The sequence below is a fragment of the Neorhizobium alkalisoli genome (assembly GCF_002968635.1).
GTDB classification, from domain to species: Bacteria; Pseudomonadota; Alphaproteobacteria; order Rhizobiales; family Rhizobiaceae; genus Neorhizobium; species Neorhizobium alkalisoli.
In genome coordinates, this window is the sequence record NZ_PVBN01000003.1 from 184,433 (window position 1) to 203,822 (window position 19,390).

At 60.1% G+C, this 19,390-nt stretch carries 20 protein-coding genes; 11 read left to right on the plus strand and 9 right to left on the minus strand.

Features of this window, described 5'->3' with window-relative positions; genetic code table 11:
- Nucleotides 1-92: 92 nt before the first annotated feature.
- From C5L13_RS08325 to C5L13_RS08335, 3 genes are all read right to left on the minus strand, one after another.
- Complete coding sequence (locus C5L13_RS08325; RefSeq protein WP_105382814.1) at nucleotides 93-1,271, minus strand: NnrS family protein; 1,179 nt, start codon at nucleotides 1,269-1,271, stop codon at nucleotides 93-95.
- On the minus strand, nucleotides 1,268-1,939 hold the full coding sequence (gene ric / locus C5L13_RS08330; RefSeq protein ID WP_105382815.1) for an iron-sulfur cluster repair di-iron protein: 672 nt from the start codon (nucleotides 1,937-1,939) through the stop codon (nucleotides 1,268-1,270). The genes C5L13_RS08325 and ric overlap by 4 nt, the downstream gene beginning before the upstream one ends.
- Nucleotides 1,940-2,013: 74 nt before the next feature.
- Nucleotides 2,014-3,528, minus strand: a complete 1,515-nt coding sequence (locus C5L13_RS08335) for a UbiD family decarboxylase (RefSeq protein WP_105382816.1) — start codon at nucleotides 3,526-3,528, stop codon at nucleotides 2,014-2,016.
- 227 nt (nucleotides 3,529-3,755) lie between these two features.
- Here C5L13_RS08335 and napE point away from each other — a divergent pair, with 227 nt between their 5' ends.
- From napE to C5L13_RS08360, 5 genes are all read left to right on the plus strand, one after another.
- Nucleotides 3,756-3,908: a periplasmic nitrate reductase, NapE protein gene (napE, locus tag C5L13_RS08340; protein ID WP_105383122.1), complete on the plus strand. Its 153-nt coding sequence runs from the start codon at nucleotides 3,756-3,758 to the stop codon at nucleotides 3,906-3,908.
- Nucleotides 3,909-4,171: 263 nt separating this feature from the next.
- The gene (locus C5L13_RS08345) at nucleotides 4,172-4,459 is read left to right on the plus strand and encodes a chaperone NapD (protein WP_105382817.1); all 288 of its coding nucleotides are present in this window, start codon (nucleotides 4,172-4,174) and stop codon (nucleotides 4,457-4,459) included.
- Nucleotides 4,434-6,938, plus strand: coding sequence for a periplasmic nitrate reductase subunit alpha (napA, locus tag C5L13_RS08350; protein ID WP_105382818.1), 2,505 nt, complete (start codon nucleotides 4,434-4,436; stop codon nucleotides 6,936-6,938). Before C5L13_RS08345 ends, napA begins: the two co-directional genes overlap by 26 nt.
- Nucleotides 6,935-7,399: a nitrate reductase cytochrome c-type subunit gene (locus C5L13_RS08355; RefSeq protein ID WP_105382819.1), complete on the plus strand. Its 465-nt coding sequence runs from the start codon at nucleotides 6,935-6,937 to the stop codon at nucleotides 7,397-7,399. The genes napA and C5L13_RS08355 overlap by 4 nt, the downstream gene beginning before the upstream one ends.
- A 4-nt stretch (nucleotides 7,400-7,403) precedes the next feature.
- Nucleotides 7,404-8,111, plus strand: a complete 708-nt coding sequence (locus C5L13_RS08360; protein WP_105383123.1) for a NapC/NirT family cytochrome c — start codon at nucleotides 7,404-7,406, stop codon at nucleotides 8,109-8,111.
- A gap of 1 nt (nucleotide 8,112) precedes the next feature.
- Here C5L13_RS08360 and C5L13_RS08365 read toward each other — a convergent pair whose 3' ends face one another.
- Together C5L13_RS08365 and C5L13_RS08370 are read right to left on the minus strand one after the other, a co-directional pair.
- Complete coding sequence (locus C5L13_RS08365; protein ID WP_105382820.1) at nucleotides 8,113-9,732, minus strand: copper resistance CopC/CopD family protein; 1,620 nt, start codon at nucleotides 9,730-9,732, stop codon at nucleotides 8,113-8,115.
- Between the two features lie 18 nt (nucleotides 9,733-9,750).
- Nucleotides 9,751-10,278: a YcnI family copper-binding membrane protein gene (locus C5L13_RS08370; protein ID WP_105382821.1), complete on the minus strand. Its 528-nt coding sequence runs from the start codon at nucleotides 10,276-10,278 to the stop codon at nucleotides 9,751-9,753.
- 800 nt (nucleotides 10,279-11,078) lie between these two features.
- On the opposite strand from C5L13_RS08370, the gene C5L13_RS08380 reads away from it, so the two are divergent.
- Genes C5L13_RS08380 through C5L13_RS08400 form a run of 5 tightly spaced genes read left to right on the plus strand, consistent with a single transcriptional unit; the run spans nucleotide 11,079 to nucleotide 17,517 of the window.
- Entirely contained in the window at nucleotides 11,079-11,981 is a 903-nt protein-coding gene (locus C5L13_RS08380) for a BKACE family enzyme (RefSeq protein ID WP_105383124.1), read from the plus strand.
- Nucleotides 11,982-11,986: 5 nt separating this feature from the next.
- A complete protein-coding gene (locus C5L13_RS08385; RefSeq protein WP_105382823.1) occupies nucleotides 11,987-13,489 on the plus strand; it encodes a carnitine 3-dehydrogenase in 1,503 nt (500 codons plus the stop codon).
- Nucleotides 13,490-13,516: 27 nt separating this feature from the next.
- Complete coding sequence (locus C5L13_RS08390; RefSeq protein WP_105382824.1) at nucleotides 13,517-14,677, plus strand: acyl-CoA dehydrogenase family protein; 1,161 nt, start codon at nucleotides 13,517-13,519, stop codon at nucleotides 14,675-14,677.
- Nucleotides 14,678-16,735, plus strand: coding sequence for an acetate--CoA ligase family protein (locus C5L13_RS08395; protein WP_105382825.1), 2,058 nt, complete (start codon nucleotides 14,678-14,680; stop codon nucleotides 16,733-16,735).
- Nucleotides 16,732-17,517 (plus strand): carnitinyl-CoA dehydratase, encoded by a 786-nt coding sequence (locus C5L13_RS08400; protein WP_105382826.1) that lies wholly within the window; start codon nucleotides 16,732-16,734, stop codon nucleotides 17,515-17,517. Before C5L13_RS08395 ends, C5L13_RS08400 begins: the two co-directional genes overlap by 4 nt.
- Nucleotides 17,518-17,522: 5 nt before the next feature.
- On the opposite strand, the gene C5L13_RS08405 is transcribed toward C5L13_RS08400, so the two are convergent.
- Nucleotides 17,523-17,759 (minus strand): hypothetical protein, encoded by a 237-nt coding sequence (locus tag C5L13_RS08405; RefSeq protein ID WP_105382827.1) that lies wholly within the window; start codon nucleotides 17,757-17,759, stop codon nucleotides 17,523-17,525.
- Nucleotides 17,760-17,910: 151 nt separating this feature from the next.
- Between C5L13_RS08405 and C5L13_RS08410 the strand changes: the two genes are divergently transcribed.
- Nucleotides 17,911-18,375 carry a GNAT family N-acetyltransferase gene (locus C5L13_RS08410; protein WP_245571181.1) on the plus strand — a complete coding sequence of 155 codons (465 nt, stop codon included), beginning with the start codon at nucleotides 17,911-17,913 and terminating at the stop codon, nucleotides 18,373-18,375.
- On the opposite strand, the gene C5L13_RS08415 is transcribed toward C5L13_RS08410, so the two are convergent.
- From C5L13_RS08415 to C5L13_RS08425, 3 genes are read right to left on the minus strand one after another with little or no spacing between them, the layout of a single operon-like run.
- Entirely contained in the window at nucleotides 18,376-18,774 is a 399-nt protein-coding gene (locus C5L13_RS08415) for a GFA family protein (RefSeq protein ID WP_105382828.1), read from the minus strand.
- 15 nt (nucleotides 18,775-18,789) lie between these two features.
- A complete protein-coding gene (locus tag C5L13_RS08420) occupies nucleotides 18,790-19,059 on the minus strand; it encodes a BrnA antitoxin family protein (protein ID WP_105382829.1) in 270 nt (89 codons plus the stop codon).
- The gene (locus tag C5L13_RS08425) at nucleotides 19,046-19,345 is read right to left on the minus strand and encodes a BrnT family toxin (RefSeq protein ID WP_105382830.1); all 300 of its coding nucleotides are present in this window, start codon (nucleotides 19,343-19,345) and stop codon (nucleotides 19,046-19,048) included. Before C5L13_RS08425 ends, C5L13_RS08420 begins: the two co-directional genes overlap by 14 nt.
- Nucleotides 19,346-19,390 lie beyond the last annotated feature (45 nt).

Here is a 19,390-nt window from a genome sequence, read left to right on the forward strand (position 1 = left end):
TCCCGGAAGCTGCCACATGTCACGGTTTAAAAAAACTGCAGAAAGATGATTGATCGGCTGCCGGTGCTTTGGGCTTCTCAGGTCCGCTCCGCTTATCCTTCCAGCCCGGAACTGAGGACTGGTCTCCGCAATGGCCCGCTCAACGCAGGTAGATAGCTCCATAGGAAAAGTGCCCAGCCCGTCATCCAGCACAAGGCTGCCAAGGCAACGGGGTCGATAAATCCGCCAGGGATCCAAGATCTTTGTATTCTAAGGAAGCTCGACAGGCAGACGAGCGAGAACGCGGTTGCCATAGCTGGACTGAGAACGAGTTGAGGACCCTTGCGGATCATAGCGGTCCTCATCATGATGGCCATCATCATACTTCCCATGGCGCCCATGGTGATGGCATGGACAGCGTCCTTCAATGGAAGCCAGTTTGGGTTGAGCAGGGACGAACCGATGACCAGCAAGGCGGCGGGTGTCCACATCCACGCGATATGCAGCATGAGCAATGCCGGATAGCGAAAGGTCTTGTAGCCGTACCACCCTGCCGTCCGTGCAAACAGAAGCAATGCCGCCACGACGAGAAGAGAGCCCGCGGCCTTACTATGTTCAGTACCACCGAGATAAGCAGCGCCCAGGACAACGGCAATTGCTGCGCGCGAAAGCCAAGGCCGGTCCCACTCGAGCGCCGTGTCGCCCGTCCGTTCGAGCCAATGGCGCGTGAACGCAGGTACAGCCCGACCGCCCACGATGACGACGATCGTGACGAACAGTAGGGGGGTGCCGTTTATCCCTTCCAGATACATCCAAGCTCCTTGGTCTGAAAAGGACAGCGCAGCGGCTATTCCAAGCGTGGCGGTTGCCAGCACGGCCCACAGCCTGTCCCAGGCTTTGGTCAACAGAAGATGATACCCAAGAATCAGGGCCAGGCCGAAAAAATAGACACTGCCCACCACCGCGCGGACAGGAAGGGGCAGGACGTTGAAAGGAGCAACCAAGCGTGCAGCAAGCCAGAGGATGGTGACGAGCTTTGAGATAGCTGGTGATATCGGCCCTCGTTTCGTCCAGGCAGGCAGGGCGGTAAGCAGATAACCACCCACCGCCGCACCACCCATCCCGAAAAACAGTTCGTTCCGGTGCCAGCTAACCCGATCCAGCGCGAGACCTTCCGGAAGCAGCCAGACGCCGGGCGCGACAAGCGCCCAAAGACCGGCCAGAAAAAACAACGGACGGTGCGGTGCAACCCATAAGGAGCGCCAGATGCCCTCCGAAGAACAGGTGGTCAATCGGCCAACGCCACGTTCTCGAAACGAGGAAACAGCACGGCGTTTTCGAGATGCATGTGATTGACCAGATCGTCGGTAAACTTGCGCAGGCCGGTATAGAGAGCCGTCCAGGAGCCGCAGGCGCCGACGGGCAGGGAAAGCCCATGCGTCACATGCTCGATGGCTTTCAGATGCTCCATCTCGTCGTCGTGCTCATGCCGCATCTCGGCTATCGGATGCCCGATTGTCGGGCTGCCGCCACGTCGCATCATCGGAAAAAGTATTTGCTCTTCCCGCGCCATGTGGGCCTCGAGGTCGTCCCGAAGCTTGGCCAGAACATCGGCAAGTCCGACCGGAGCCGAGGGATGGTTTCCATGCACGCGTTCCACTTTCTGGGCAAGCGGGATAAGCCAAGCGAGTTCTTCCCGGTGGGTTGCATGGTACCGGCTCAGAAGGTGAGAGATAAGCTCTTCCGTTTCAGCCGGCGCGTCGCGCCCCGCCGCTTGCGCCAACGCATTGAGATCGGCGAGCAGGGCTTCGGCGGACAAACCGGCTTTCCCGGCAGCTTCGGCAAGCGAGATCTTGCCGCCACAGCAGAAGCTGATGTCATGGCGACGGAACAGTTCCGCCGCTCCCGGCAGCTCTGCTGCAATTGCGCCGACAGTTCGGTCCGGTGTCAGGTCGGTCATCTTATCCTCCTATGATTGATTGGATTGGGTGTTGCTTCCAGCTCGTTGCAGGTCGATAGCGCGTCATGGTTCGTTCACTCGCCATGACGATTTTCATCGATCCCAAGCGACGTCCATAGGGCATCGACCCTCTCGCTCACTTCTGGAGGCATCGAGAGCACATCGCCCCATTCGCGGTGGGTCTCCGCGCCGATCTTAGCTGTGGCGTCGAGCCCCAGCTTGCCGCCGAGCCCAGGTTCCGGAGAGGCGAAATCGAGGTAGTCGATCGGCGTTTTGTCGATGACAACGAGATCGCGACTGGCGTCGAAGCGCGTCGAAAGCGCCCAGATGACGTCCGGCCAACTTTTGACATTGATATCGGGATCTACGGCAATGATGAGCTTGGTGTAGCTGAACTGCGGCAGGATCGACCACAACCCCATCATGACCCGCCTTGCCTGACCGGGATACCGTTTGTTGATGGAAACGACGATGGCGCGATAGGAACAGGCTTCAGGGGGGAGCCAGAGGTCGGCAATCTCCGGGAACTGCCCCTTGATCAGCGGCAGAAAGAGATCGTTCATCGCCTCGCCGAGCCGGGAAGGTTCATCCGGCGGTCGGCCCGTATAGGTCGAGAGGTAGATCGGCTGATGGCGCATGGTGATGGCCGAAAGGCGAAGCACGGGAAAAGGCTCAACGGCGTTGTAGTATCCGGTATGGTCGCCGTAAGGTCCCTCTTCAGCCGTCTGGGTTGCAGAAACCGTCCCTTCCAACACGATTTCGGCCTGCGCGGGAACGGGAAGGGGAACCGTCAGCGCGGTCGCCGTTTCCTGCCTCCTGCCTTTCAGGACACCTGCAAAACTCAGCTCGCTCATCCCGTCCGGAAGAGGCATGACGGCAGCAAGGATCGTCGCGGGGTCGGCTCCGATCGCGACGACGACCGGCATATCCTGGCCGAGTGCTTGCCACATGCGGTGATGCCGGGCGCCGCCTCGATTGGCCAGCCAACGCACGATCAGCCGATCTCGGCCGAGCTTTTGCATGCGGTATATGCCGACGTTGAGATCGCTCGGGTCGTCAGGCGCGTGAGTGATGACAAGCGGCCAGGTGATGAGGGGCGCTGGCTCTGCGGGCCAGCAGGATTGGATCGGCAGTCGGTCGAGGTCGATCTCGCTGCCCTGCCAGACAACCTGCTGGCAAGGCGCACGCGAAACCGGACGGACGTTCATGGACAGCGCAGCCTTCAAATGAGGCAGCTTTTCCCAGGCGTCGCGCAGTGATTTCGGTGGCCTCGGCTCACGCAGGTCTCCAAGGAAGGTAGCAAGCCGAGGGAGTCCTCCGGCTTCCAGCCCCAGGCCCCATTCGATCCGTTCGCGTGTGCCGAAGAGGTTTGCCAGAAGTGGGATGGCCTGCGTTATGCCCGCGGCATCAACCGGGTGCTCGAACAACAGTGCCGGTCCGTGGTCTGCAAGCACGCGCCTGTGGATCTCGGTAATGTCGTGGACCAGCGAAACGGGGCGGGCGATGCGCTTGAGACTGCCACGCCGCTCAAGGAAGCTGACGAAGTCCTGAAGGCTTGCGTAGCGGCGGGGAATGGCATCTGCTTTCATGCGTGAGATTTGCCGGGCCGCCGACGACATGTCTTTGCGCTAGCGCAAGTTACCGAGCCGTCGATGTGCTAGTCTCGGCACACTCGCACCTCGCCTTTAGGGGTGGCGAAGAGAGACTGCCGACGCGGGTTGACGAGTTCAAGCGATGATCCATGTTACCTTATCAGAAATGGCTAAAGCAGGAGGTGAGCGTGTCTGATCTTCCCCTTCAGCAACACGACGATAGGCTGCCACGGAGCCGGTTGAGGGAGTTCCTCACCTTCCTTGTGCTGGCATTCGGCATTTGGCCCATCGTGGCCATAGGAGTGGTCGGCGGCTACGGCTTTCTCGTGTGGATGTATCAGATCATCACCGGTCCGCCCGGACCTCCAGGTCATTGAGGCGCTCTGATGTTTGCGGCGTCACTTTCCCCGCGGAAGGGCTCCCTGCGTAAGCGGCTTATGGGCTTTGCGTCAGGTGCCGGCCTCCCCGGTCGATGTCCCACCTTAATCGCTGCCATGCCGAACGGCGGGTCGGCAATCGGCTTCCGGCCGATGAACGGAGATATTTTCCTGCCTGATGACGGTGGCGAAGCCCGCAGAGGTGTCGCGCCCGCATCCGCACAGGCCGATCGCGATCTGGATACAAACGCTGGAGGTGAGACATGTCTGAAGACGCAAACCGTCACTACATTTCCAGCGCCGTCATCATCGTAATACCGCAAGCCGAAGAACGCGTCGTGCGAGACGTGGCGGCGATGCCCGGGGTCGAAGTTCACGCTATCCAGGATGGCAAGATCGTTGTCGTCATCGAGGGCACCAGCAGCGGCCAGCTCGGTGCGGTCTTGTCGGCTATTTCTGCAATCGAAGGAGTGGTGGCCGCCAACATGGTGTTCGAACATTCCGAAAAAGAGGAGGCAATGTCTGATGATCGGAGAATTGACGCGGCGTGACCTTATCAAGGCGCATGCGGCGGGAATAGCGGCCGCTACTGCCGGGATCGCCCTTCCGGCCGCGGCCCAGCCGGTGCCAGGCGGGGTAGAGTCGCTGGAAATCAAGTGGTCGAAGGCCCCATGTCGGTTCTGCGGCACGGGCTGTGGGGTCATGGTCGGCGTCAAGGAGGGCCAAGTCGTGGCCACCCACGGCGACATGCAGGCCGAGGTCAACCGCGGCTTGAATTGCATCAAGGGCTACTTCCTCTCGAAGATCATGTATGGCGAAGACCGCCTCAAGACCCCACTGCTCAGAAAGCGCAATGGAAAATATGCCAAGGATGGCGAATTCGAGCCGGTGAGCTGGGACGAAGCCTTCGACGTCATGGCCGAGCAATGCAAAAAGGTGCTCAAGGAGAAGGGTCCGACGGCGGTCGGGATGTTCGGCTCTGGGCAATGGACGATCTTTGAGGGCTATGCCGCGACCAAGCTCATGCGCGCCGGCTTCCGCTCCAATAACCTCGATCCGAATGCCCGACACTGTATGGCGTCGGCGGCCTACGCCTTCATGCGCACCTTCGGCATGGATGAGCCGATGGGCTGTTACGACGATTTCGAGAATGCAGATGCTTTCGTGCTCTGGGGCTCGAATATGGCGGAGATGCATCCGATCCTCTGGACTCGCCTTGCCGACAGGCGGCTTGGTCATCAGCACGTGAAGGTTGCCGTCCTGTCGACCTTCACCCACCGCAGCATGGACCTTGCAGACATCCCCGTTATCTTCACGCCCGGGACCGATCTTGCAATCCTGAACTACATCGCCAACCACATCATCACCAGCGGCAAGGTCAACGAGGAATTCGTCAAGAACCATACGACCTTCATGAAGGGCGTGACCAATATCGGTTACGGCCTCCGGCCGGAAGATCCGCTGGAATTGAAGGCGGCCAATGCAGCCAATCCGGCCAACATGGAGCCGACGGACTTCGAATCCTTCAAGAAGTTCGTCTCCGATTATACGCTTAAAAAGGTTGCGGACCTCACCGGCGCTGATCCCGGTTTTCTGCAGCAGCTCGCGGAACTCTACGCCGACCCGAACCGGAAGGTGATGTCGCTTTGGACAATGGGGTTCAACCAGCACGTCCGCGGCGTCTGGGCGAACCAGATGCTTTATAATCTCCATCTTCTCACGGGCAAGATTTCCGAGCCTGGGAACAGCCCGTTCTCACTCACCGGGCAGCCATCAGCCTGCGGTACCGCGCGCGAAGTCGGCACTTTCGCACACCGGCTGCCGGCCGACATGACCGTGACCAACCCCGAACACCGCCACCATGCAGAGGAAATCTGGAAGCTGCCGGAGGGCCTTATTCCGGACAAACCCGGCTACCACGCGGTGCAGCAGGACCGCATGCTCAAGGACGGGAAGCTCAGCTTCTACTGGGTGCAGGTGAACAACAACGTTCAGGCTGCTCCGAACACAAAGAACGAGACCTATCAAGGCTACCGCAACCCGGACAACTTCATCGTGGTGTCCGACGCATACCCGACGATTACTGCCATGTCGGCCGATCTGATCCTGCCCGCAGCCATGTGGGTCGAGAAGGAAGGCGCCTATGGCAATGCCGAGCGCCGTACGCATGTCTGGCATCAGCTTGTTCAGGCGCCGGGCGAAGCGCGGTCCGACCTCTGGCAGTTGGTGGAGTTCTCAAAGCGTTTCACGACAGATGAGGTCTGGCCGGCCGAAATGCTCGACAAGCATCCGGACTATCGCGGCAAGACATTGTTCGAGGTATTGTTCAAGAATGGCCAGGTAGACCAGTTCCCGCTCAGCGAGATCGATCAGTCGTACCCCAACAACGAAGCCTATGCATTTGGCTTCTACCTCCAGAAGGGGCTGTTCGAGGAATACGCCTCCTTCGGGCGAGGCCATGGCCACGATCTGGCGCCCTATGATCGATATCATCAGGAGCGCGGCCTGCGCTGGCCGGTCGTGAATGGCCAGGAGACCAAGTGGCGCTACCGTGAGGGCTACGATCCCTATGTCAAAGCCGGGGAGGGCGTAAAATTCTATGGCCGCCCGGATGGCAGGGCCGTCATTCTCGCCGTTCCCTACGAGCCTCCGGCCGAAACTCCCGACGACGAGTACGATTTCTGGCTGGTGACCGGTCGTGTGCTGGAGCACTGGCACTCCGGCTCCATGACCATGCGGGTGCCGGAACTTTATAAGGCGTTTCCCGGTGCCCGATGTTTCATGAATGCCGATGACGCCAGGAAACGCGGCTTCAATCAGGGAATGGAGGTCAGGATTGTCTCCCGACGCGGTGAAATTCGGTCTCGCGTTGAAACCCGCGGACGAAACCGCATGCCGCCGGGCGTGATCTTCGTGCCCTGGTTCGACGCCAGTCAGTTGATCAACAAAGTCACGCTCGACGCCACCGATCCCATCTCCAAACAGACGGACTACAAGAAATGCGCTGTGAAGATTCTCCCCGTCGCATGACCCTCCGTCCTTTTTTGACGGTCCTTGCCGTGGCTGCCGCAGTGTTCTCGACGACCCTTGCGGTGGCTCAGATGGTACCGGAGCTGTCGGGACCGCCTGGCGGAATGAACGTGGTCCCCGCAAAGCCGATGCCGAAATGGAATGTGGATGATGTCCGCAAAATGCGCGCTTATCCCGACCAGCCCCCGGTCATACCTCACTCGATCGAAGGGTATCAGCTTTCCGTCAATACCAATCGCTGTCTTTCCTGCCACAAGCGGGAATTCACCCAAGGCGCCGGTGCTCCGATGATCAGCGTCACCCATTACATGACACGCGAGGGGCAGATGCTCGCGGACGTCTCCCCGCGGCGCTATTTCTGCACCGCCTGCCATGTGCCTCAAGCGCAGGTGCAGCCGCTTGTCGGCAATACCTTCCGCGACATGAGTGAAATGGGCGTCGAGCATCTGGGAGGAAAGTAGGTTGATCGCACGTATCAAAAGCCTGGCCGCCTGGGTCTGGAAGATTCTCAGTACGCCTGCCGCCACGCTGAGCCTGGCGTTCCTGACCCTTGGCGGTTTTGTGGGAGGGGTCCTCTTCTGGGGTGCGTTCAATACCGCGCTCGAGCTCACCAATACGGAGGCGTTCTGTACCGGTTGTCATGAAATGCGCGCCAACGTTTACGAGGAGATGACGCGAACGGTGCATTTCTCCAACCGGTCCGGCGTGCGCGCGTCCTGCCCGGATTGCCACGTGCCGCATGAATGGACAGATAAGATCGCTCGCAAGATGCAGGCCTCAAAGGAGGTATGGGGCAAGATCTTTGGTACGATCAACACACGCCAGAAGTTTCTCGATGAACGGCTCCGCCTGGCTCAGCACGAATGGCACCGGCTCAAGGCGAATGACAGCCTTGAGTGCCGCAACTGCCATTCTTCCGTGGCGATGGATCTTTCAAAGCAGACCCAGCGCGCCGCCGACATCCACACTCGCTATCTCTTGAGCGGCAAAGCGACCTGCATCGACTGCCACAAGGGGATCGCGCATGAGTTACCCAACATGCAAGGTGTGAATCCGGGCTGGCACATGCCGGACGAGCTGGAGGGCGATGTCCTGCCAAGCGCCAATGCTGTCGATGAATTGAGGAAGGTCATGGCAGAGGTGCATGCGAGCGGAGAAAAGAGCTTGCCGTGATCTACGGCTTGATCTCGATTTCGCCTTCGAGCCTGATGATTTCGAAGTCGCTGACGATGACGTCGACCCGGATGGCCCAGATACCCGCCACGGGCAGTACCAGACCAGTAGAACCCCAGGTGCCGTCTCCCCGCCTCTCAGCTTTGCGCCTGATGGGCTCTATTCCGGCCGCCGAATTTGAGAACGCGAAGGACACCTCCTGAGGATCGAGCGGGGAGAAGTCCTCCTTCATGATGATTGCGGTTGCCGTCACGGGGCCGGCATTACCGGGGCTGACCTGCAACTCCGCCATCCCCTTTGCGGAATGGATATGAGCAACCGCAGGCTCGGTGACCTCCACGATCAGAGAGCGCGGCGGCGGCGTGAAGCGCCACGTTGCAGCAACGCCAAGTATGAGGAGCACCACAAGGCTTTCGGCCATCATCGAGCGGACGAGGAGACGGGTAGCGGCCCTTTCGCCTCGTTCCGACCGGTTCGTCAGCCTCCATCTGTTGACGGCGGCGAGTCCGAAGAGCACGACGAGAAGGCTCAACTTGGCAATAAGAACCCATCCATAGCTCGTCGTAACCAGTGCCTCGATCCTCAGAACCTGCACGTAGGTCAAGACCATGCCGGCGACGATCAGCGCGGCGACCGCAAGCGGGATGAAGTTCGAGAAGCGGCGGAGCGCCATTGCCGCTTCGGAGCCATCTCTTCTGAACTCCGCTGTGAGAGGGAGCAGAGCGCCGACCCAGATGGATATCGCCGCCACATGGAGGAAAACCGCCGGCCGCATCAGCCATTGAGGGGAAGCCGCACTGGCGTGTCCGCTGAGGCAGAGGGCGAAGGCCGCCGTAAGCAGCGCCGAGAGCGAAATCCATCGCCCGCTCCGGCCCGGTCCGCTTGCCAAAGCCAGCACCGCAAGTGCAAGTGCCGCAAACATGAAGACAACGGTCCGCCCGAAGCTTGTTGCAAAGCCCGCTTTCCAGACTTCGGGGTCAAGGATCCGCCGGATTGGTTCGCCGACGGTGTCCAATCCCTGAAATCCGGCAGAGAGCAATGTGCCGGCCAGGCCTATGCAAAGAGCGGCAACCGTGAAGTTTAATGCGCTCCTGGATCCGCGGGCAAACCAGGAGGCGGCGAAGGTTCCCCCGATCCCGAAAAGAAGACCGATATAGAGACCGACCTTTCCACTCCAGAGGCCAGCCCGCACGGGCCAGTCCACGGTGTCTCCGGTCCGAGGGGAAGCTCCGCCCGGATGCCCGATCGAAAAGATGACCGATCCTCCGATCGGGTGACCATCCTGCGAGACGACCCGCCAGGAGAGCACATGGGTGCCGGTTGCGAGATCGGCGGGTGGGGTGATCTCGACCAGCTTGTCCTTGACGGTGAAGGCATCAAGAACGATCGGGCGGCCATCGGGCAGGGTCAACTTGAGGCTTGTCGGCGAGACGGGCTCGCTGAACGACAATTTGAAGACCGTGGGTGATGAGGATAGGACCGAGCCGTCGCGTGGCTCGGTCGCATTCAAGGCAGCATGGGCGGATGCCGTCGCCACGAAAGTCAGCCACAGCAGGATCGCCAGTGCGACTTGCCGCAGAACGACCGGGGGCGATAGCTTCGTTCGAAGCGACGTCATCATCAATGTCACGCCCGGATGTTAGTTGCTGAGCCTTGGCAGCAGCTTGACGCCCGGTGCGGGCAGTTCCAGATCAGATGCCTTCTGACCTTCAGCCGGGATTTCGATCCAGCGTTCCTTTAAGCCTTCCGGGCATTCCTGGATGACCGGGAAGTACAAGGTGGCGCCGGCGTTGAGATCTGCGGCGATCGTACCCCGAAGGACGAATTCGTCGTACTCGTCGTCACCGAGATTGCCGCCGCTCCAGACGACCTCTTTCACGCCCTCGGTCACCGGGGTACCGTGATTGTCGTAAGCCTTTGCATATGCGCCCTTGACCTTCTCGAGCTTCCAGCCTGCTTTCGGCTGCGGCTTGACGCCGTAGAAGCCTTCCGGAACCTGAACGCGCACGACATTGGTAGGCTTGCCTTCGCAGCCGTGGGGTACCCGCAGCACTGCCTTGTAGGTCGAACCGGCAGGCGCTTCTTTCCCTTCGAGGGTGACGTGCGAAAACGCAGCGGTGCTTGTGAACATGGTAACCGCAGCGGCAATGATGATCTTCTTCAACATAGAATTCTCCATGGATGCCGACAAACGTCGGCCGATGACGAGCCAGCAGCCCGATGGCGCATGGCGGGTGTCGTTGGGTGGGAATGAATGCAGGGTGGACGGCTCTTGATCCGGGCGGATTGTCGTCTAGGCAGAGGACATCCTGAACCCGAACCCCTTCGACCGAAGGACTATGGTCAGCGGTGGGCCTCGTGGCCTTCCCGGTTCCGTTTCGGGTCGCTTCAGAGCGTCCACATCATCTTCGATGCGAACCTTTGTCGTAAAGGCCGGCAGCCGGTTCACCAGGAAATTGCCTGGGGCCGGGGCAGCAAGAAGCAAGACCAACGTGCTGCACGCCTGGGTGCAGCATTGAAGAGCCTGAGAGTGATCCTCGTGGCCGGTATCGGCCGGGCCCTCCACATGCGTGATGCAGAGAGGGTTGCCGAATGCATCGTACATAGGCGCGGCGAGCGCGGTCCCCATGCCGAGAGATGCAAACAGCATCTGCAAAACGAGCGCATGCGCTGCGATGAACGCGGCTGCCGTGCTCCATTTATGCGGTCTGCGGTTTCTCACGATAGGTTCATCGCTTGCGGGTTGCCATCGATCTGCCGCTGCTTAGTTGCACGCAACAGTCATGTTTGTCTATGCGCTCTTCCGCCACAGCGCTCTTTGATAAGCATCAACTGCGGGGAGGAATTGGAGATATCTGCCGCTCGCGGCCATCCCTCGTCACCGGTAATGTATGGAATGGCACCGATTATGAAAAGCATTGTTCGCTTTTCCGGCACGTAATGGACGAAACGAAAAAGGAGGGGAGCATGCCGCTCGAGATGAACCGCGAAGTTTTCATCACCTGCGCCATTACCGGCGCCGGTGATACGGTGAGCAAGTCCGCCCACGTTCCAATCACCCCGAAACAGATCGCAGAATCTGCAATCGATGCCGCCAAAGCCGGAGCAGCGGTTGTCCATTGCCATGTCCGGAACCCTGAAACAGGGGCCGCAGCCCGCAACAAGGAACTCTACAGGGAAGTGACCGATCGTATCCGCTCGGCGGATGTGGACGTCGTGCTGAACCTGACGGCCGGGATGGGTGGAGACCTCGTGTTCGGGAATGTCGAGGCGCCGTTTCCGGTGAACCCTGACGGCACCGACATGGCCGGCGCCACCGAACGTGTCGCCCATGTCGCCGAGTGCCTGCCGGAAATCTGCACGCTCGATTGCGGTACGATGAACTTTTCGCTCGGTGACTATGTCATGACCAACACGCCTTCGATGCTACGCGAGATGGCGCGGCAGATGACGGCGCTTGGCGTTCGACCGGAGATCGAGGCCTTCGATACCGGGCATCTCTGGTTCGCCAAGCAACTCGTCGAGGAGGGGCTGATCGAGGATCCGGTGCTGATCCAGCTCTGCATGGGCATCCCCTGGGGAGCGCCCGATGATCTCAACACCTTCATGGCGATGGTCAACAACGTCCCAAAGAACTGGACCTTCTCTGCCTTTTCGATCGGTCGCAATGCGCTTGCCTATCCGGCGGCGGCGGTGCTCGCCGGCGGCAATGTCCGCGTCGGGCTGGAAGACAACCTCTATATTGGCAAGGGCCAGCTCGCGACCAATGCGCAGCTCGTGGAAAAGGCGGCTGGCGTCATCGAAGGCATGGGGGCTCGGATCATCGGTCCTGCCCAGGTGCGCGAAAAACTCAAGCTGACCAAGCGGTGAACCCCATGACCAGTATCAGTCAAGCAGCCTGCATTGGCGGCGGTGTCATCGGCGGTGCCTGGGCAGCCCGCTTCCTTCTCGCCGGCATAGACGTCAACATGTTCGACCCTCATCCGGAAGCCGAACGCATCGTCGGCGAGGTGTTGGCGAATGCCGAGCGCGCTTATGCCATGCTCACAATGGCGCCATTGCCGCCAAAGGGCAAAATCACATTCTGCAAGAGCGTCGAAGAAGCCGTGGAAGGCGCCGACTGGATCCAGGAAAGCGTGCCGGAGCGGCTGGAACTGAAGCGCAGCGTCATCACTCAGATCGACGCGGCCGCCCATCCGAAAGCGCTGATCGGTTCTTCCACCTCCGGGCTGATGCCGACCGATCTGCAGCGAGACATGAAGCATCCCGAGCGCATGTTCGTCGCGCATCCCTATAATCCCGTTTATCTCCTGCCGCTCGCCGAGCTGGTCGGTGGGCAAAAAACGTCTGTCGAAACGCTGAAGGCGGCACAGGAAAAGCTGGCGCCGATCGGCATGAAAGGCGTCATCATCAAAAAGGAGATCGAGGCTTTTGTCGGCGATCGGCTGCTGGAAGCCGTCTGGCGCGAGGGCCTGTGGCTGATTCACGATGACATTTGCGACACGGAGACACTGGATGACGTGATCCGCTATTCCTTCGGCATGCGCTGGGCGCAGATGGGCATGTTCGAGACCTATCGCATCGCCGGCGGAGAGGCAGGCATGCGCCACTTTCTTGCGCAATTCGGCCCGTGCCTTTCCTGGCCCTGGACGAAGCTTACGGATGTCGTCGATCTCGACGATGCCCTTGTCGACAAGATAGCTGCCCAGTCCGACGCGCAATCGGGCGCCCGCGGTATTCGCGAACTCGAGCGCATCCGCGACGAAAACCTCGTTGGCATCATGCAGGCGCTGAAGGGCGGCGATGCCGGTCGTGGCTGGGGTTCGGGCAAGATCCTGGCCGAGTTCGAGAAGCATCTATGGGCCCAGGGAGGGATCGGGAGCGGCGCTAGGCAGGTGGCGCCCGATCATTCCGCCCCGCTCCGGCTTATCGATACACAGGTCAGCGCGGCCTGGGTGGACTACAACGGCCACATGACCGAACATCGTTACCTGCAGGTTTTCGGCGACACATCAGACGCGCTCCTGCGTCTGATCGGAGTCGATTTCGCTTATGTGGAAGCCGGTCAAAGCTATTACACGGTGGAAACGCATATCCGGCATCTTGGGGAGGCCAAGCTCGGGCAGCGGCTCTACTCGACGCTGCAAATACTCTCATCGGACGAAAAGCGTATCCGCTTCTTCTCCACTATCTACAATGCCGAAACCGATGAGGCGCTGGCGACTGCCGAACAGCTGATGCTGCATGTGGACTCGAAGGCCGGCAAGTCCGCTCCCGCCCCGACGGAGGTTCTGGCGAGGCTTACGCCGATCACCGAAGCCCATGCCGATCTGCCGGTGCCGGAGGGCGTTGGCAGGTCGGTCGGCCAAAAGCGTTGATCTGAAAGAAGGGCAGGGAGGGAAATCATGCATTTCGGACTGACCGACGAACAGGAAATGATCGTCAAAACCGTCCGTGACTTTGTCGAGACGGAAATCTATCCGTATGAGAACGAAGTGGAGCGAACGGGCTTCGTGCCGCCGGACCTCGGTCAAGAGATCGCCCGCAAGTGTCGAGAAATCGGTTTCTTCGGCTGTAATTTCCCCGAAGAGGTCGGAGGCGCCGGCCTCGATCACACGTCCTTCACGCTGGTGGAGCGCGAACTAGGTCGCGGCTCCATGGCGCTCACCGTCTTTTTCGGCCGCCCCTCCGGCATCCTGATGGCTTGCAATGGCGAGCAGCGCGAGAAATATCTCTTCCCGGCGGTGAAAGGCGAAAAGTTCGATGCGCTTGCCATGACGGAGCCGGATGCGGGCTCCGACGTGCGCGGCATGAAGTGCTTTGCACGGAAGGATGGCGACGAATGGATCGTCAACGGCACCAAGCACTTCATTTCCCATGCCAATATCGCCGATTTCGTCATCGTCTTCATTGCGACGGGTGAGGAAGAAACTACGCGCGGGCCGAAAAAGCTGATCACTTGCTTTCTCGTCGATCGCGGCACGCCGGGCTTCGAGATCCGCGAAGGCTACAATTCGGTCTCTCATCGCGGCTACAAGAACTGCATCCTGACCTTTGACGAATGCCGCCTGCCGGAAAGTCAGATTTTGGGCGAGGTGCACAAGGGTTTCGACATCGCCAATGATTGGCTCTATGCGACGCGTCTGACCGTCGCGGCCACCTCTGTCGGCAGGGCACGCCGCGCCTTCGACTACGCGGTGAACTACGCTGCCGACCGAAAGCAGTTCGGCAAGCCGATCGGCGCCAACCAGGGCGTCTCCTTCAAGCTCGCCGACATGATCACCGAGATCGACGCTGCCGACCTTTTGACGCTTTCGGCAGCCTGGCGGCTCGATCAGGGGCTGCCGTCGAACCGCGAGATCGCCTCGGCCAAGGTCTTTTCAACGGAAATGCTGGCGCGGGTCACCGACGAAGCGATCCAGATCTTTGGCGGCATGGGGCTGATGGACGACCTGCCGCTCGCCAGATTCTGGCGCGATGCGCGCGTCGAACGCATCTGGGACGGGACCTCTGAAATCCAGCGGCACATCATCAGTCGCGAACTCTTGCGGCCGCTGGGGGCGTAAATGACGAAAACCCTCGACCGCCTGACCCGCCCGAAAACCATTGCCGTGTTCGGCGGCAAGGAGGCGCGGCGCGTCATCGAGCAATGCGACAAGGTGGGGTTTTCAGGAGACATATGGCCGGTCCATCCAAAGAATGAAGAGATCCTCGGCCGCCGGTGCTACCGTTCGGTAGCGGACCTGCCAGCGGCGCCGGATGCCGCTTTCGTTGGTGTCAATCGACAATTGACGATCGAGATAATAGCAGACCTTTCGGCACGTGGTGCGGGTGGCGCGGTGTGTTACGCTTCCGGTTTCCGCGAAGCCGTAAGCGAGCTTGCCGATGGCAATGACCTCCAAGCAGCCCTGATCGAGGCGGCGGGCGACATGCCGATTCTCGGCCCCAACTGCTACGGCTTTATCAACATGCTGGATGGCGCGCTGCTCTGGCCGGACCAGCATGGCATGCTGCGGGTCGAACGCGGCGTCGCGGTCCTCACCCAGTCCTCCAATATCGCCTGCAATATCTCCATGCAGCAGCGTGGCCTGCCGCTCGCCTATCTCATGACTGCCGGCAACCAGGCCCAGACGGGACTTGCAGAGCTTGCCTGCACGGTGATTCAGGATACGAGAGTGACAGCAGTCGGGCTCCATATCGAAGGTTTTGACAGTCTCGAAACACTGGAGCGGCTGGCAGCGCTTTCCAGGATGTTGAAAAAACCGGTCGTCGTGCTGAAGGTTGGTAAGTCGGAGGCGGCCCAGCTTGCTACCATTTCCCATACCGCATCGCTTGCCGGCAACGACAGAGTATCCTCCGCACTGCTCGAGCGGCTTGGCATCGGCCGCGTGGAAACGCTCCCGGAGCTCCTGGAGACGCTGAAACTACTGCATCTCTACGGGCCGCTCGATACTGCCGACATATCTTCCATGAGTTGCTCGGGTGGCGAGGCTTCGCTGATGGCCGATGCCGGGGTGAAGAGAAAGATCTCCTACAGGCCCTTGCGTGACGAACAGCTCAAGCCGCTGCGCGAGACGCTGGGGCTGATGGTGACGCTTGCCAATCCTCTCGATTACCACACCTTCGTTTGGGGCAACGGGGAGAAGCAGACGGCGGCCTTCACGGCGATGATGCAGGGCGGCTACGGGCTGAACCTCGTAGTACTGGACTTCCCGCGGCTGGACCGCTGCGACGCGGCGGACTGGCAAGCGACTGTCGACGCAGTCGTAGCCGCGCACTCCGCAACAGGCGCCAACGCTGGCATTGTCGCCAGCATGGGCGAAAATCTTCCGGAATCCGTTGCCGAACAGCTGATCCGTGATGGTGTCGTACCCTTCCATGGCATCGAAGAAGCGCTTGCCGCCGCGGAAACCGCAGCCTTCATCGGCGCTGCCTGGCGAGAACCGGCGCCTGCGCCGCTGCTGAGGCATGCGGTCGGTGTGGGCAAGGTGGTAACGCTCAACGAGGACGAGGCGAAACGAGAGCTTTCCGCCTTCGGCCTACCGATTCCGGAGGGGCTTGTGGAGATCGAGCCGAACGATACCGGACCAGCCGCGGAAAAGCTCGGCTTCCCGGTGGCGCTGAAGGGCCGCGGGGTCGCCCACAAAACCGAGGCCGGCGCTGTGAAGCTCAACCTCAAAAGCAAGCAGGAGGTCGTTGCCGCGGCGTATGCCATGGCCGGCGTCTCCAATGGTTATCTGATCGAAAAGATGGCCGGTCGGCCGGTTGCGGAAATCATCATCGGCGCGATGCGGGATCCGGTCGCAGGCCTGGTCCTGACGCTCGGTGCCGGCGGTGTCCTGGTTGAACTTCTGGAGGATTCCGCGCTGATTACCCTGCCTGCCTCGCAGCAATCGATCGCGGCTGCCGTATCAGGTCTGAAGGTGAAGAAGCTGCTCGACGGCTATCGGGGTGGGCCGAAGGGCGATATCGCCGCTCTCGAACAGGCGGTGGAAGCAGTTACGGCCTATCTTGTGGCCAATGCCGGGGATATCGAGGAATTGGACATCAACCCGGTTCTGGTGCTGCCGGAGGGTGAGGGTGTCGTTGCCGTGGATGCAATGGTGCGAAGGAGGATACCGTGAGTGATCAGGCGATAAAGTCCCGTCGCGAGGGCGGCATTCTCGAAGTGACCATCGACCGGCCGAAAGCCAATGCCATCGACCTCAAAACCTCGCGCATCATGGGTGAGATCTTTCGGGATTTCCGCGACGACGAGAGCCTGCGTGTTGCCATCATTACCGGGGCCGGCGAGAAGTTCTTCTGCCCCGGCTGGGACCTGAAGGCGGCGGCGGCCGGTGACGCGGTTGACGGTGATTACGGCGTGGGCGGTTTTGGCGGCATGCAGGAGTTGCGCGACCTCAACAAGCCGATCATCGCGGCCGTCAACGGCATCTGCTGCGGCGGCGGGTTGGAAATCGCGCTGTCGACGGATCTCATCCTTGCCGCCGAACACGCCACCTTCGCACTTCCCGAGATTCGTTCCGGCACGGTCGCCGACGCTGCTTCGATCAAGCTGCCGAAGCGCATACCTTATCACATCGCCATGGACATGCTGCTTACTGGCCGCTGGCTGGACGTGCAGGAGGCGCACCGCTGGGGATTCGTCAACGAGATTCTGCCGGCGAACGGGCTGATGGCGCGGGCCTGGGAACTGGCAAGGCTGCTCGAAAGCGGCCCGCCACTCGTTTACGCCGCCATCAAGGAGGTTGTCCGCGCCGCGGAAGGCGAGGGCTTCCAGACCACCATGAACAAGATCACCAAACGACAGTTCAGAACGGTCGACATCCTTTATTCCAGCGAGGATCAGCTTGAAGGCGCCCGCGCTTTTGCCGAAAAACGCGATCCGGTCTGGAAGGGAAAATAGCCTCGTTATGCAGCGATGTCGGCAATCTCCCCGGATTGCCAAAGGATTTTCGGGTCCGACATGTCGCCGCTCTCCATGTCCACCTGAACGGAATAGGCCGCCACCCCGACGAAACGGTCGGCCATGGCCCGTGCGATCTTTTCGGCGGATGCGGCATTCGAGGCCACCCGCATTTCGCCCGGCGCTATATTGCCCCGGATCTTCTTGAACGGCAGGACGATGAACTTTTCCGATCTGGACATGACATTTCCTTCTTTGCGGTCACTCTGTGGATATGCGAGGGGAAGTCAACAGCAGCCGGCCGAAATCGCCGGATACAAGGCAGGCAAGCCACATTGACAGGCTCCCGCATGGCCGGAATAGTTGCCCGGATTTTTAATCGGGCTCGTTCAAATGGATATTCGCTTCTTCGAACTCGACGACACGGAGGAGCTGGCCTCGCTTTTTGAGGAAATGCAGACGTATTACGGCGTCTTCTGCCCACCACGCGAGACGATCCTCGCTGGCCTTCTTGGCCGCCCGCCGGAGACGGAAATTCTCGTCGTCGCCACCGACCGCATCGTTGCGTTTGCAGCCTTTGCCGCCATCTATCCGGGGCCTGGACTGAAGCCGGGGTTCTTTCTGAAGGAACTCTATGTGTCGGCCTCCGAGCGCGGCAGGGAGATCGGTACGACGTTGATGAAGCGGATTGCGACGCTTGCGGTCGAGCGAGGATTCGGCCGCATCGACTGGACGGCAGCGCGAGCCAACGATCGGCTTTTGAGTTTCTACGACGGACTGGGCGCCGATCGGAAGGAAGACCGCATCTTCTACCGGTTGGAAGGCGAAAATCTGGTGGCGCTGGCCGGGCAGGCCTGACTACTTCTTATGCCCCTGATATTGCGGCAGGTCATCCGTGATCTCGTACCACGGGGCTTTTGAGCCGACAAAGATATGGTGCGTCGGGCGGATAGTAGGCGCGTCTACGAGTGTGCCCATCGCTACATGCACCCATTTGGCTTCCCGGACCAAAGAATAGAGAAGCGATCCGCAGGTGACGCAATGGGCATCGTGGCTCTCCGCTTCGCCGTAGATCAGCAGACTGCCCACGCCCTTCGTGAGTGAGAACTTCTCATGCTCTATGCCGGCGAAGGGCTTGAAGGCCGAGCCGGTCGTGCGGCGGCAATCGGAACAGTGGCAGATAGCAGCATACACGAAGGCATCATCGACTGCATATTCCACTCCGCCACAAAAGCATCTGCCGGTCAATCTTGTCATCAGTCTACGCGTACCCTAGCTCTTTGGGTCGGCCTTCTCTGCCAGCCATGTCTTGATGAGCGACTGATAGGGCACGTCCCGTTTGTTGGCTGCGATCTTGATCCGCTCGAGCAAACTGTTAGGCAGACGAATGGAGATCGATGTAGAGGACGGCTTGAGATTGGACAGGCGCACCCGCTCGCGCTTGCTCCAATCGATATGATCGGCAGAGTCATGACTTTCCCAGAAGGCGCGCTCTTCAGCCTCGCTGCTGAATTCCGGGCCAGGTTTATTATGTTTGTTCATAATAGCTTCGCTCCCTGCGGCTCATATCGCGGGCGGATATAACTCTTATCTTCGTCTCGTCCTGCCGGAGCGTGAACGTGACATGCAGCAAACGTCCGTTGTCAGTCCGCCCAAGTGCATGAATACGACGTTCTGCTTCGCTATGCTTCACATCGGGAACAATGAACAGAGGTTCATTGAAGGAAATCTGTTCGGCCTCCGCCTGACTGACATCATGCTTTGCAACGCTTTTGCGGGCATTGCCCGCATCCCATTCAAAGCCGGTGATCCGATCCCAGTCAATCATTCCTGTATATGATCATAATATACGAAAAATACAAGATGGCAAACG